The organism is Halorubellus litoreus, assembly GCF_055378595.1.
The window spans coordinates 2,134,974-2,147,656 of the sequence record NZ_AP043836.1; the positions used below are offsets into that span (position 1 = coordinate 2,134,974).

General features: G+C 69.7%; 14 protein-coding genes. 10 read left to right on the plus strand and 4 right to left on the minus strand.

Annotation, left to right across the window (positions count from 1 at the left end; genetic code table 11):
* Window positions 1-3 precede the first annotated feature (3 nt).
* The 3 genes from ACZ48X_RS14830 to ACZ48X_RS14840 all read left to right on the plus strand — a co-directional run bounded on the left by ACZ48X_RS14830 (window position 4) and on the right by ACZ48X_RS14840 (window position 2,498).
* Complete coding sequence (locus ACZ48X_RS14830; protein ID WP_227132387.1) at window positions 4-138, plus strand: 30S ribosomal protein S27ae; 135 nt, start codon at window positions 4-6, stop codon at window positions 136-138.
* 215 nt (window positions 139-353) lie between these two features.
* Window positions 354-2,072: a bifunctional N(6)-L-threonylcarbamoyladenine synthase/serine/threonine protein kinase gene (locus ACZ48X_RS14835; protein WP_336348972.1), complete on the plus strand. Its 1,719-nt coding sequence runs from the start codon at window positions 354-356 to the stop codon at window positions 2,070-2,072.
* A 153-nt stretch (window positions 2,073-2,225) separates the two neighbouring features.
* Window positions 2,226-2,498 carry a DUF5808 domain-containing protein gene (locus ACZ48X_RS14840; protein ID WP_336348971.1) on the plus strand — a complete coding sequence of 91 codons (273 nt, stop codon included), beginning with the start codon at window positions 2,226-2,228 and terminating at the stop codon, window positions 2,496-2,498.
* A 24-nt stretch (window positions 2,499-2,522) separates the two neighbouring features.
* Here the strand turns inward: ACZ48X_RS14840 and ACZ48X_RS14845 are convergent, their stop codons facing one another.
* Window positions 2,523-4,202, minus strand: coding sequence for an NADH-quinone oxidoreductase subunit D-related protein (locus tag ACZ48X_RS14845; RefSeq protein WP_379762005.1), 1,680 nt, complete (start codon window positions 4,200-4,202; stop codon window positions 2,523-2,525).
* A 131-nt stretch (window positions 4,203-4,333) separates the two neighbouring features.
* Here ACZ48X_RS14845 and ACZ48X_RS14850 point away from each other — a divergent pair, with 131 nt between their 5' ends.
* From ACZ48X_RS14850 to ACZ48X_RS14865, 4 genes are all read left to right on the plus strand, one after another.
* Complete coding sequence (locus ACZ48X_RS14850) at window positions 4,334-4,987, plus strand: helix-turn-helix domain-containing protein (RefSeq protein ID WP_336348969.1); 654 nt, start codon at window positions 4,334-4,336, stop codon at window positions 4,985-4,987.
* A gap of 77 nt (window positions 4,988-5,064) precedes the next feature.
* A complete protein-coding gene (locus ACZ48X_RS14855; RefSeq protein ID WP_336348968.1) occupies window positions 5,065-5,679 on the plus strand; it encodes a non-canonical purine NTP pyrophosphatase in 615 nt (204 codons plus the stop codon).
* 286 nt (window positions 5,680-5,965) lie between these two features.
* Window positions 5,966-6,742, plus strand: coding sequence for an SDR family NAD(P)-dependent oxidoreductase (locus ACZ48X_RS14860; RefSeq protein WP_336348967.1), 777 nt, complete (start codon window positions 5,966-5,968; stop codon window positions 6,740-6,742).
* Window positions 6,743-6,813: 71 nt separating this feature from the next.
* On the plus strand, window positions 6,814-7,017 hold the full coding sequence (locus ACZ48X_RS14865; protein WP_336348966.1) for a hypothetical protein: 204 nt from the start codon (window positions 6,814-6,816) through the stop codon (window positions 7,015-7,017).
* Window positions 7,018-7,041: 24 nt separating this feature from the next.
* On the opposite strand, the gene ACZ48X_RS14870 is transcribed toward ACZ48X_RS14865, so the two are convergent.
* The 3 genes from ACZ48X_RS14870 to ACZ48X_RS14880 all read right to left on the minus strand — a co-directional run bounded on the left by ACZ48X_RS14870 (window position 7,042) and on the right by ACZ48X_RS14880 (window position 9,477).
* Window positions 7,042-7,512 carry a DUF7384 family protein gene (locus ACZ48X_RS14870; RefSeq protein ID WP_336348965.1) on the minus strand — a complete coding sequence of 157 codons (471 nt, stop codon included), beginning with the start codon at window positions 7,510-7,512 and terminating at the stop codon, window positions 7,042-7,044.
* A 152-nt stretch (window positions 7,513-7,664) separates the two neighbouring features.
* Window positions 7,665-8,552, minus strand: coding sequence for a dihydrodipicolinate synthase family protein (locus ACZ48X_RS14875; protein ID WP_336348964.1), 888 nt, complete (start codon window positions 8,550-8,552; stop codon window positions 7,665-7,667).
* Between the two features lie 265 nt (window positions 8,553-8,817).
* Window positions 8,818-9,477 (minus strand): potassium channel family protein, encoded by a 660-nt coding sequence (locus ACZ48X_RS14880; RefSeq protein ID WP_336348963.1) that lies wholly within the window; start codon window positions 9,475-9,477, stop codon window positions 8,818-8,820.
* Between the two features lie 177 nt (window positions 9,478-9,654).
* Between ACZ48X_RS14880 and pan2 the strand changes: the two genes are divergently transcribed.
* From pan2 to ACZ48X_RS14895, 3 genes are all read left to right on the plus strand, one after another.
* Window positions 9,655-10,896: a proteasome-activating nucleotidase Pan2 gene (gene pan2 / locus ACZ48X_RS14885; RefSeq protein ID WP_336348962.1), complete on the plus strand. Its 1,242-nt coding sequence runs from the start codon at window positions 9,655-9,657 to the stop codon at window positions 10,894-10,896.
* Window positions 10,897-11,056: 160 nt separating this feature from the next.
* Complete coding sequence (locus tag ACZ48X_RS14890) at window positions 11,057-11,590, plus strand: amino acid-binding protein (RefSeq protein ID WP_336348961.1); 534 nt, start codon at window positions 11,057-11,059, stop codon at window positions 11,588-11,590.
* Window positions 11,587-12,537 (plus strand): homoserine dehydrogenase, encoded by a 951-nt coding sequence (locus tag ACZ48X_RS14895; RefSeq protein ID WP_336348960.1) that lies wholly within the window; start codon window positions 11,587-11,589, stop codon window positions 12,535-12,537. Before ACZ48X_RS14890 ends, ACZ48X_RS14895 begins: the two co-directional genes overlap by 4 nt.
* Window positions 12,538-12,683: the final 146 nt, after the last annotated feature.

The following is a 12,683-nucleotide window of genomic DNA, read 5'->3' on the forward strand; positions in this document are numbered from 1 at the left end:
AGCATGCCCGCACACGAGTTCTACGACGACGACGGCGAGCACACGCGCGAACAGTGCCCGCGCTGCGGCGACACGTTCCTCGGCGACTACGGCGACCGACTGCACTGCGGCAAGTGCAGTTACACCGAGTGGCAGTAGCGCCGCAGCAAGTACCCGCGTACCGTTCTTTCGACGCCACGCTCGACCAGCGACGGCGTCGTCGCGCGCGCCTGGCTCCCTGGAGCGCCGGCGTCGTCGCGCGCGCCTGGCTCCCTGGAGCGCCGGCGTCGTCGCGCGCGCCTGGCTCCCTGGAGCGCCGGCGGTCGCGGACCGAAGTCGTCTTCTCGCTGGGTGGCCGAGTCCAGAGCAAGTAGATGGCCGACGCAGGGGAGGTAGCGGACGGCGGCGTGACGCGGGACGGCGAGCCGGTTCGCGTGCTCGGTATCGAGGGGACGGCGTGGTGCGCGAGCGCCGCGGTGTACGACGGTGCGCGCGACGACTTCCGCATCCACTCCGAGGCGTACGAGCCCGAGAGCGGCGGCATCCATCCGCGCGAGGCCGCCGAGCACATGCAGGAGGCGGTCCCGAGCGTCGTCGCGGCGGCGCTCGCGGACGCTCGCGACCGGCACGACGGCGACGGGCCGGCGGTGGACGCGGTCGCGTTCTCGCGCGGCCCCGGCCTCGGGCCGTGCCTCCGCATCGTCGGGACGGCCGCGCGAGCGCTCGCGCAAGCGCTCGACGTCCCGCTCGTCGGCGCGAACCACATGGTCGCGCACCTCGAGATCGGCCGGCATCGCTCCGGGTTCGACTCGCCGGTGTGCCTGAACGCGAGCGGCGCGAACGCGCACCTGCTCGGGTACCGCGACGGCCGCTATCGCGTCCTCGGCGAGACGATGGACACCGGCGTCGGGAACGCCATCGACAAGTTCACGAGACACGTCGGCTGGAGTCACCCCGGCGGCCCGAAGGTCGAAGCGCACGCCAAAGACGGCGAGTACGTCGACCTGCCGTACGTCGTGAAGGGCATGGACTTCTCGTTCTCCGGCATCATGAGCGCCGCGAAGCAAGCGTCCGACGACGGCGTTCCCGTCGAGGACGTCTGCCGCGGGCTGGAGGAGACGATCTTCGCGATGCTCGCGGAGGTCACCGAACGCGCCCTCAGTCTGACCGGAAGTGACGAACTCGTCCTCGGCGGCGGCGTCGCGCAGAACGCGCGCCTCAAACGGATGCTCGAGGAGATGTGTGACGCCCGTGACGCGGACTTCTACGCGCCCGAACCGCGATTCCTCCGGGACAACGCCGGCATGATCGCGCTGCTCGGTGCGAAGATGTACGCCGCCGGCGACACGCTCGCCATCGAGGACTCGAACGTGGACGCGAACTTCCGGCCGGACGAGGTCCCGGTGACGTGGCGTGACGCCGGCGAGGACGTCGCCATCGCGCCCGAATCCGGGACCGAGGTCCGCGGTGCGGAAGCGGTCGTCGACGTCGGCGACGTCGTCACGAAGCGCCGCGTCCCGAAAGCGTACCGGCACCCCGAGCTCGACCGTCGACTCCGCGAGACCCGGACGCGGAGCGAGGCGCGACTCACGCACGCCGCGCGCGCCGAAGGCGTCCCGACGCCGGTCGTCCGCGAGGTCGACGACGACGAAGGGACGCTCGTCTTCGAGCACGTCGGCGACCGCGACCTCGCTCGCGGGCTCACCGCCGAACGCGTCCGCGCCGTCGGCGCGCACCTCGCGGCGCTCCACGACGCCGGGTTCGTGCACGGCGACCCGACGACGCGGAACGTCCGCGTGACCGGTGGCAGCGGAACCGGAGCGGCCGAAGCCGGCGACGGCGACGAGGCCGGGGGAATCGACGACGAAGCGGGCGACGAGCGCGTGTTCCTCGTCGACTTCGGCCTGGGCTACCACACCGAGCAGGTCGAGGACTACGCGATGGACCTCCACGTCTTCGACCAGAGCCTCGTCGGCACCGCGAGCGACCCCGGGCCGCTCCGCGCCGCGCTCCGCGACGGCTACGCCGCCGCCGGCGACGACCGCGTCCTCGACCAGCTCGAAGCCGTCGAAGGCCGCGGCCGCTACCAGTAGCGGCCGAGCACTCCGGCGACCCTTCGAGCACTGGAGCGACCCTTCGAGTACTCTCTCGACTGGCTCGCGGTCGCGCGAGACCGCGACGGGAACTGGACGTGAGCGGGTTGGGAGACGGCAACGTTGATAAGTCGACCGCGCGTATCCTTTCGTATGTCCGACAAGCCCAGCAGCGGGGAGGTCTTCGGAATCCCGTACAACTTCGAACGACCGAGCATCAGTCGCATGCTGAAGTCCTACTGGCAGCCCGGTGACGGGATGCTCGTCGAGAAACCGTTCGGCATCGGGTACACGCTGAACCTCGCGAACTGGCGGTCGTGGGTCGCGCTCGCGGTCGTCGGCGCGCTCCTCTGGAACGAGCGCGGCGGCAGCGACGACGACGCGGTCGGCGACGAGGACCCCGTCGAGGTCGTCGTCGAGGACTGACGGCGAACGAGGCGTTCTCCCCTTCTAGCGGTCGACCTCGCCCATGATAGTATCGAGGCTGCCGAGCGTCGCGACCAGGTCCGGGACGTACTCGCCTTCGGCCATCTCCGGGAGCGCCTGCAGGTTCGAGAAGCACGGGCTCCGTATCTTGAACCGCGCGGGCGAGTCCGTGCCGTCGCTCCGCAGATAGATGCCGAGTTCGCCCTTCGCGCCCTCGACCGCGCGGTACAGTTCGCGGTCGCGCTCGGGTTTCAGCGTCCGCGGGACGTTCGACTGGACGACGCGGTCGTCTTCGGGCCAGTCCTCGAGGACGTCGACGCACTGGCGGACGATGCGCGCGGACTGCTCGACCTCCCGCATCCGACACATGACGCGAGCGAGGTTGTCGCCGGCGTCCTCGGTGACGACGTCCCACTCCAGTTCGTCGTAGTACCCGTAGGGGTCGTCGCGGCGGAGGTCGTAGTCGACGCCCGAGCCGCGAGCGACCGGGCCCGTACAGCCGTACGTCTTCGCGGTCTCGGCGTCGAGCACGCCCGTTCCCATCGTCCGCGTCTGGAAGACCTCGTTGTTCGCGAGGAGGTCGTAGTACTCGTCCATCGCGTCCGGGAGCGTGTCGAGTTCCTCACGGACCTGCTCGAAGAACGCCTCCCGGGGCTGGGGGAGGTCCCAGGCGACGCCGCCGACGCGGAAGTAGTTGAACATCATCCGCTGGCCCGTCAACTCCTCGAGGAGGCCGAGCGCCTTCTCGCGGTCGCGGATGCCGTACTGGAAGACCGCGGTGAACTCGCCGAACACGTCGAGGGCGTACGTCGCTATCGCGAGCATGTGCGACGCGATCCGGCAGAGTTCCGCGCCCATCGTCCGGATGACCTGCGCGTACTCGGGGACGTCGACGTCCGCGAGGTCCTCGATGGTCCGCGCGTACGCCCACTCGTTGAGCAGGCCCGCCGACGCCCAGTCCCACCGGTCGGGGTACGGCATGATCTGGTGGCGGTACGTCCCGGACTGGCACATCTGTTCCTCGCACCGGTGGATGTACCCGATGTCGGGGTCGACGTCGACGACGGTCTCCCCGTCCAGTACGGTCTCGACGTGGAGGACGCCGTGCGTGGAGGGATGATGCGGGCCGATGTTGAGGAACATCGTCTCTCGGCCGGCCTCGCCACCTCCCGACTCCGCGCCGCCGCGCGCGTCGTCGGCGAGCGGGTTCGCGTGCGCTTCGAGCGTGACGACCTGCGGGCGGTCCTGGTCGAAGTCCTCGCGCAGCGGGTGGCCCTGCCACGTCTCCGGGAGGAGGATGCGCCGCAGGTCCGGGTGGTCGTCGTACTCGATACCGAGGAGGTCGTACGCCTCGCGCTCGTGCCAGTCGCACGTCCGGAACGCGCTCGCGGCGCTCTCGCTCTCCGGCGACTCGCGCGTCGTCGGCACGACCACGCTCCCCTCCCGCCGCGGGTCGTCGTAGTCCCGGAGGTGGTAGACGGTCTCGAAGCGGTCGGCGTACTCCTGGGCGGTGACGCACGCGCAGTGGTCGAGCCCCAGTTCGTCCCGGAGCGTCGCGACCGCGTCCGCGACCGTGTCCGGGCGGACGACGACCGCGGGCGCGTTCACGTGCTCGTCGCGACCGACCGCGAGGTCGCCGAGCGCACGCTCGAGCGCTTCGACCGTCGGCCCCCGGTCCGCGTCCGTCTCGCGTTCGCGCAGCACGGCCTCGCTCACGACCGAGCACCCCCGTCGAATCGACAGTATCGCATGGTCGAACCGACGCGGGGCCGACGCACGACTCCATCGTCTCACCCACTAGAGGTTTTAAGTCGACCGTCCGGAATCGACTGAACGTGAAGTACCTCCGGCTCACGCTCGACCTCCCCGGGGACGTCATCCACCCGATGCACGCGTTCGTCTGCGAACACGGCGACTACGCCGACTACCGGCTCATCCACTGGAACTACGACGGCCCGGACGCGAACACCCTCCTCTTCCACGTCCGCGGCGACCGCGAGCCGTACGCGGAGCGTCTCGCCGACCTCGACCGCGTCCAGTCGTTCGAACTCGCGCCCATCACCGACGACGCCTTCTACGTATACGTCGAGGAATCACCCGCCGACGTCGACGCCTCCCTCCTCGACGTCTTCGCCGAGCATAGCGTCCTCGCCGTCCCACCCGTCGCGTACCACACCGACCGCACGATGTCCCTCGGCGTCGTCGGCGACCCCGACGTCCTCCGCGCCGTCCTCGACGGCGTCCCCGACGTCATCGACGTCACCGTCGACCAGGTCGGCGACGACCCGCCCGCCGACCCCGAGGTCGGCGTCGACCTCACCACCCGCCAGCGCGACGCCGTCCGCGCCGCACAGCGCATGGGCTACTACGAGGTGCCGCGCGACGCCGGCGTCGACGACGTCGCCGACGCCATCGACTGCGCGCCCGGCACCGCCGCCGAACACCTCCGGCGCGCCGAGAGCCGCATCCTCGGCGACCTCGACGTGTGACCGCGCACACCACGACCACTCTACGACGGCGACCGCGGACCGACGCCTCCTTACCACCCGGGACCGCTGTCTCGCGTATGCCCATCCGATTCGTCACGAGCAACGAGGGGAAGGCCGACGAGGCCCGCGAGTACCTCGACGACGTCGAGCGCGTCGACTACGACTACACCGAGGTCCAGGGGGACCTCGCGACCGTCGCCGCCGCCGGCGCCCGCGAAGCGTTCGAGGCACTCGGCGGGGTCGACCCCGTGCTCGTCGACGACGCCGGCCTGTTCGTGCGCGCGCTCGACGGGTTCCCCGGCCCGTACTCGTCGTTCGTCGAGGACACCCTCGGCGTCGACCGCGTCTGGCGGCTCTGCGAGGCCGAGGACGACCGACGCGCGCACTTCCGGACCGTCCTCGCGTACGCCCACCGCCCCGACGACGCTGGCGACGGCGGCGACGGTGAGGAGACCGGTGAGAGCGACAACGCGGTGCAGGTGGAGACGTTCGAGGGGAGCGTCCCCGGGACCATCGTCGCCCCGCGCGGCGACGGCGGGTTCGGGTACGACCCCATCTTCGAGCACGACGGCACGACGATGGCCGAGATGAGTACCGCCGAGAAGAACGCCGTCAGTCACCGCGGTCGCGCCCTCGCGAAGTTCGCCGACTGGCTCGCCGGCGAACCCGCCGATACCAAGGGTGCCAAGTAACTCGACCCGCCGCCCCCTTTCTTCTTATACGAAGCCGCGGCGACGCCCGGCGTGCCCTGACCGCTCGCGGTCCGCGAGCCCCGCCGTCATCGACGTCCGTCTCGCGCGACCACCGCGTCCACCACTCGCGAGCGCGCCGTCCGGCGACCGACGCACTCGCGACGGCCGTCGTTGCACGCCCCCCTCGTCGCCACCCACCGCTCACCACGTCCCGCGCCGCCACACCCACCCTGCCTCGCGGTCCGAGAGCGGAGCGGTTAACGTCCCGGCGCTCTCGACTCCGGACGTGAAGGAGACTGCCCTCGTCACCGGTGCCTCCGGCGGCATCGGTCGCGCACTCGCCCGCCAGTTCGCCCGCCACGGCCACGACGTCGTCCTCGTCGCCCGCAGCGAGGACGCGCTCGCCGACGCCGCCACCGAGTTCGAGGACCGCTACGGCGTCACCGCCACCACCATCGTCCACGACCTCGACCAACCGCACGCCGCCGACGCACTCTACGACGACGTCGACGAACGCGACCTCGACGTCGGCATCCTCGTGAACAACGTCGGCATCGGCACGTACGGTGAATTCCACGAGTCCAACGTCGGCGAAGAACGCTCCCAGATCCGGCTGAACGTCGAGACGCTCGTCGTCCTCACCCGCTTGTTCCTCGCGGACTTCCGCGAGCGCGACCGCGGGAAGATCCTGAACGTCGGGAGCACCGCCGGGTTCGTCCCCGGCCCGAAGATGGCGGGCTACTACGCATCGAAGGCGTACGTGAACTCGTTCAGCGAAGCGCTCGCCGTCGAGAACCGCGACACCGGCGTCGACGTCAGCGTCCTCTGTCCCGGCCCCGTCGACACCGGATTCCAGGACCGCGCGGACATGACCGACTCCGTAATCGGGTCGATGTTCATGAACGACGCCGAATCCGTCGCCGCCGCCGGCTACCGCGGCCTCCTCGCCGGGGACACCATCATCCTCCCGAACCTCCTGAGCAAGGCGACGTACTACGGCGAACGCGTCACGCCCCGCCCCATCCTCCGGCGCGTCGTCGAACGCGTCAACGGCGACCGGTAGCGAGTCGGAGCACCCCGACCCTCGCCGCCTCGGCCGGTATCGTTTTGACGCGTCCGACTGCCAACCAGTGTATGTCGGAGTCGCAACTCGAAGCGGTCGGTGTCGAGCGAGTCGCAGGTGCGCTCACCGTCCTCTCGGAACTCGTCGTCGTCGGCGTCGTTCTCTGGGTGTTCGCGGACGACGTCGTCATGCTCGGCGCGGGTGCACTGTGGGTGCTCGTGTCCGCACCAGTGCTGTACGTCGCGCTCGCAAGAGCGTTCCGCGAGAGCGTCTAGGCGCGTGGACTCCCGCGAGAGCGTCTAGGCGCGCGGGTCCTGGTCTGGTCCCGGGTAGTCGTCGTCGAATTCGGCCGCGTAGAGGCTCGCGGCGTCGAACAGTCGCGCGAACGCGTCCGGCGGCCGGACCGAGAGCTTCGCGTGCGGTTGGACGCTCATCCCCGTCTGGACGCTCCCGAGCGCGTCGTCGAACGACAGGAGGTGCGCGGCGCCACCATGGACCGCGGACGCGAGTCCTGGATGGTCGCCGGGCTCGTGGTCGACGCGCTCGGTCGCGGCGGCGGCGCGCTCGCGCCACGCGGCCGCGAGGTCGTCGTCGGCGAGCGCTGCGACGACCGCCTCGGCGTCGTCCAGGAGTTCGTCGCTCGCGACGAGCGTCAGCCACGAGTGCGAGCGGACGTGATCGAGCGCGTCCCGGCTCGCGCCGCCGACGAGGACGTCCGCGGCGAGGACGTCCGCGTCCGCGACGATCCGCGTCGGCGACGCGTCAGGCATCGTCGCCCTCCCGGTGCTCGCGGAGCGCCTCGCGGACGTCCGCGTCGGTCACGTCCAGGTCGGCCGTCGCGTCGAACAGCTCGGCCCAGGTCATGCGTCGACGTTCACGGCCCCGGTCAAAGAACGCGCCGGTCGCGGGCGCGGTCACGGAGTCATTCGACGGACGCGTCGGCGAGAGCCTCGTCGACGAGCGCGACCAGTTCCGCGCGAACGTCGTCGCTGACGGGCTGGAACGGCCGGCGCGGGTAACCGGCGGCGTAGTCGCGCGAACGCATCGCGGCTTTCAGTCCCGGGACGCCGTACTCGGCTGTCACCGCGCGGTTCAACTCCACGAGGTCGCGATTGAGTGCGCGTGCAGCGTCGTCGTCGCCGTTCGCGTGCAGGTCGTAGACCTCCGAGGCGAGGTCGGGGACGACGTTCGCGAGTGCGAGCACGCCACCGCTCGCGCCAGCGTCTAGGCCGGCGGCGTACACGCTCCCGGAGCCGACGAGGACGTCGAAGTCCGCGCCCGAGGTGAGTGTGACGTACCGCTGGAGCGTCTCCAGGTCACCACTCGAATCCTTGATGCCGTGGACGTTCTCGTGCGTGGCGAGCGACTGCACCGTCCGCGGTGGCAGCGTCGTCCCCGTGTACTTCGGGACGCTGTAGAGGTAGACCGGTATCGGGCTCGCGTCCGCGACGCGCTCGTAGTGCGTCGCGATAGCGCCCGCGTCGTGCTGGTGGTAGAACGGCGAGACGACGAGTGCTGCGTCCGCACCGACGTCCGCCGCCGCTCGCGTCTGTTCGACGGTCACGCGCTCGCTCGGATGGCCGGTGCCGGCGACGACGGGCAACGTGGCGGCGTCCGCGACGACCTCGGTCACGCGCGTTCGCTCGGCCACGTCGAGATGCACGGCTTCGCCGTTCGACCCGCACGGAACGACGAAATCCACGCCCGCGGCCTCGACGGCCTCGACGAGCGAGCGCAACGCCGCCTCGTCCACGTCCCCAGACTCGTCGAACGGTGTCGCGAGCGGTAATCCAGTCCCTGAGACGAACATACGCACGACTGTGGCGGCTATCGGGAAAAACGCTCCCGTCACACCTCCGTCGGCCGGCCGTCTGACGGGCATTTATTGAATCCCGGTCGCATGGGAGTGATGGGCGCGCATCCGGCCTCAGTTCCCATCCGAATCCATCGCGCGCCCGTCGCTGTCTCTCTCCCTTTGGGTACCGACGTGGGGTCACACGACGACGGAACCCCTGCGGTTCCTTTCGGTCGACGACCGAACGTGAGGACGACCGAGTGTGACGAGGAACGAGGAGTCAGGCGGCCGCGTGGAAGCTCTCGCGGACGGCGTCGACGCCGTCCTGGTCGACGACGACCGCGACGCGGTCGCCGGCTTCGAGTTCGACGGTCGGAAGTGGAATGGTGAGTGGTTCGTCCGCGCCTCCGTGTGCGTACACGCGAGCTTCCTCGGGGAGGTCGACGCTCACGAGGCGCTGGCCGACGAGCGGCGAGTCGGCGTCGACGGTGAACACCGAGAAGCGGAGTTGCTCGGTGATGTCCGCGAGGACGTTGAAGTCGCCGCCGAGCATCGCGGTCTTCGCGCCCGCCGCCCCCAGACGTTCGGGGTAGATTATCTCGTCGACGTCCTCGGCGTACTTCTCGTAGATGTCCTCGCGGTAGTCCTCGTCGATCCGGAGGACGGTGCGTGCGCCGTGGTGTTTCCCGACCATGCACGCGGCGAAGTTCACGTTCAGGTCCGGGGTGAGTGCGCCGATGGCGTCCGCGGTCGCGATGCCCGCTTCCTCGAGGACGGCTTCCTCTTGGCCGTCGCCCTCGACCACCGTGTAGCCCGCGTCGCGCGCGCGTTCGGCGCGCTCGTGGTCGTTGTCGACGACGACGACGTCGTGGTCTTCCTCGCTGAGGATGCGGGACGTTCGCTTACCGACGCGACCGTACCCCACGATAACGAACTTCATGGACGTTCGGTACGCGGCCATCGGATAAAAAGCCCTGTCCCGACCGACCACAGCGTGGTGCGAGCCGCGAGCTGAAGCCGTGACGTCGGGTGATTCGACGCGTTCATCCGATAGCTGCCGTCCGGCGTGCGCTAACCCAAAGGTCCTTTTACGACCGTCGCATACGACCGACAACGAATGTCCCGGAGTCCCTCATTGCCCGACCGTCCCAGGCTCGACCTCGACCAGGACATGTCGGACGAGGAACGCCTCGAGGCGCTTCGAGAGCACTTCGTGGAGATCACGGACGTCCACGAGCAGCTCTCGAGTCAACTCGAGACCGCCGACGAGCGACGCGAGGAACTGAAAGCCGAAGTCGACCACACCGAACGCGAGAACGAGGCGTTGAAGACCTCGTCGCTGTACATCGCGACCGTCGAGGAGGTCGCGGACGAGGAGCAGGAAGCGGTCGTCAAGCAGCACGGGAACAACCAGGAGGTCCTGACGGACGTTTCGCGGCGGATGGCGGACGAACTGCAGGCCGGTGACCGCGTCGCGGTCAACGATTCCTTCAGCGTGCAGACCATCCTCTCCGGTGAGACGGACGCTCGCGCACAAGCGATGGAGGTCGACGCGAGCCCGGACGTCGTCTACGACGACATCGGCGGTATCGAGGAACAGATCCGGGAGGTCCGCGAGGCCGTCGAGGAACCGCTCGTGAATCCCGCACAGTTCGATACCGTCGGTATCGACCCGCCGAGCGGCGTCCTCCTGTACGGGCCGCCGGGCACCGGGAAGACGATGCTCGCGAAAGCCGTTGCGAACGAGACGGACGCGACGTTCATCAAGATGGCCGGGAGCGAACTCGTCCGGAAGTTCATCGGCGAAGGGTCGCGGCTCGTCCGCGACCTCTTCGAACTCGCCGAGGAGCGCGAACCCGCCATCATCTTCATCGACGAGATCGACGCCATCGCCGCGAAGCGCACGGAGTCGAAGACGTCGGGTGACGCGGAGGTCCAGCGGACGATGATGCAGCTCTTGAGCGAGATGGACGGCTTCGAGGCGCGCGGGAACGTCCGCATCATCGCCGCCACGAATCGCTTCGATATGCTCGACCGCGCCATCCTCCGCCCCGGGCGGTTCGACCGCCTCATCGAGGTACCGGAGCCGGACGTCGAAGGCCGGAAGCGCATCTTCGAGATCCACACGCAGAACATGAACGTCGCCGACGACGTGGACTTCGAGACGCTCGCCGAGCAGACCCAGGGGTACTCGGGTGCGGAGATCGAGAGCATGACCACGGAAGCCGGGATGTTCGCCATCCGCGACGAGCGCACCGAGGTCCGGACGGCGGACTTCGAGGAGGCGATCGAGAAACTCGAGAACGAGGACTCCGGAACGCCCGTTCCGAGCGCGGGCTACACGGCGTACCACTACTGACGACGGCGGCGGTCTCTCTGGAGTGACGACGGCGGTTTCTTCCCTGGCGTATCAGTGCGCTGGTGAGCGGCGAGACTTGTGCGTGGCTGAAGGCTTATACGAGAGAACGCGATTGGTTCCAGCATGGACGACCGACGGAGCCGACAGGGAGGTGGCTCGGGTGGCCGCTGACGTGGACGCGGCGGTGCGAGCGTACACGGTCCGGCTGGAACTCGTCGACGAACCCGGCGAGTTGCTGCGGGCGCTGGAACCGATCTCGGAGAACGGCGGGAATCTGCTCTCGATCTACCACGAGCGCGGGAACCTCACACCGCGCGGGAACATCCCCGTCGAGGTCGACCTCGAGTGTCGCCCCGACCGGTTCGACGACATCGTCGACGCACTCCGGGACGCTGGCGTCACCGTCATCCAGGCGGGGGAGGACGCGTACACCGAGCAGGTGACGGTGCTGCTCGTCGGGCACCTCGTCGACACCGACCTCTCGGATACGCTCTCGCGCGTGGAGGCGTGCGCGGCCGCCTCGGTTACGGACCTTTCGCTGGACGCCCCCGAGGGGACCGACGACGTGTCGAGTGCACGCGTGCACCTGGCGGTCGAGTCCGACGGCGTCGTCGAGGCGCTCGAGACGGTTCGGGCGGTCGCCGACGAGAAGGACCTGCAGGTCGTGGAACCGCTCGTGGAGGGGTCGGCGTGAAGCTCGCGGTCATGGGCGCCGGCGCGGTCGGGCGGTCCGTCGTCGCGCTCGCGGGCGAACACGGACACGACGTGGTCGCGGTCGCGGACTCGCAGACCGCGGTCGTCGACGACGAGGGCCTGGACGCGCAGGCGGTCCTGGAGCGGAAGTCCGCACGTGGTCGCGTCGGCGAACTCGACCCGGAAGCGGCGCTCGACGCCGAGTACGACGCACTCGTCGAGGCGACGCCGACGACGCTCGACGACGCCGAACCCGGGTTCTCGCACGTCGCTCGCGCACTCGAACGCGACAGGGACGTCGTCCTCGCGAACAAGGGCCCGGTCGCGGAACGCTACGCGGACGTCGCGGCCCTGGAAGCCGAGAGCGCGGGGCGCGTGCGGTTCGAGGCGACCGTCGCCGGCGCCATCCCCGTCCTCGGCACCATCGAGGACTACGGGCGCTCGCAGGTCACGGCAGCGAAGGGCATCTTCAACGGGACCGCGAACTTCGTGCTGTCGCGGATGGCCGCCGAAGGCCTCTCCTACGAGCACGTGCTCGCGGAAGCACAGGACCTCGGCGTCGCGGAGGCCGACCCGACGTTCGACGTCGACGGGACCGACGCCGCGCTCAAGTGCGTCATCCTCGCGAACGTCCTCGCGGACGGCGACGCGACGTACACGCTCGAGGACGCCGACGTCGAAGGCATCCGGTCGATCCCCCCGAGCGCGCTCGACCTCGCCGCGGAAGACGGCCGGACCGTCCGCCTCGTCGGCGAAGCGACCGCAGAGGGCGCCCGCGTCGGGCCGCGACTCGTCCCCGAAGGCGGCCCGCTCGCCGTCACCGGCACCCAGAACGTCGTCCAGCTCGACACGGAATCGGCGGGTGCGCTCGAACTCGGCGGTCGCGGCGCCGGCGGGGACGAGACCGCGAGCGCCGTCCTCGCCGACGTCCGCCGACTCGAAGACTGAGCGCTCACCGCACCCGCTGGGCCGCCCGCGGTCACACGGCTCGCCGTTCGGTCGGCTGCGATAACGTCACTGGTTGTTCGGTCGGCTGCGATAGCGTCACTGGTTGTTCGGTCGGCTGCGATAGCGTCACTGGTTGTTCGGTCGGC

Excerpts from the sequence above, each read along its gene's own strand:
- ACZ48X_RS14865 (WP_336348966.1), top strand. The coding sequence starts at position 6,814 with ATGTCGGAGTCGCAACTCGAAGCGGTCGGTGTCGAGCGAGTCGCAGGT.
- ACZ48X_RS14875 (WP_336348964.1), bottom strand. The coding sequence starts at position 8,552 with ATGTTCGTCTCAGGGACTGGATTACCGCTCGCGACACCGTTCGACGAG.
- ACZ48X_RS14855 (WP_336348968.1), top strand. The coding sequence starts at position 5,065 with ATGCCCATCCGATTCGTCACGAGCAACGAGGGGAAGGCCGACGAGGCC.
- ACZ48X_RS14870 (WP_336348965.1), bottom strand. The coding sequence starts at position 7,512 with ATGCCTGACGCGTCGCCGACGCGGATCGTCGCGGACGCGGACGTCCTC.
- ACZ48X_RS14840 (WP_336348971.1), top strand. The coding sequence starts at position 2,226 with ATGTCCGACAAGCCCAGCAGCGGGGAGGTCTTCGGAATCCCGTACAAC.
- ACZ48X_RS14830 (WP_227132387.1), top strand. The coding sequence starts at position 4 with ATGCCCGCACACGAGTTCTACGACGACGACGGCGAGCACACGCGCGAA.
- pan2 (WP_336348962.1), top strand. The coding sequence starts at position 9,655 with ATGTCCCGGAGTCCCTCATTGCCCGACCGTCCCAGGCTCGACCTCGAC.
- ACZ48X_RS14835 (WP_336348972.1), top strand. The coding sequence starts at position 354 with ATGGCCGACGCAGGGGAGGTAGCGGACGGCGGCGTGACGCGGGACGGC.
- ACZ48X_RS14880 (WP_336348963.1), bottom strand. The coding sequence starts at position 9,477 with ATGAAGTTCGTTATCGTGGGGTACGGTCGCGTCGGTAAGCGAACGTCC.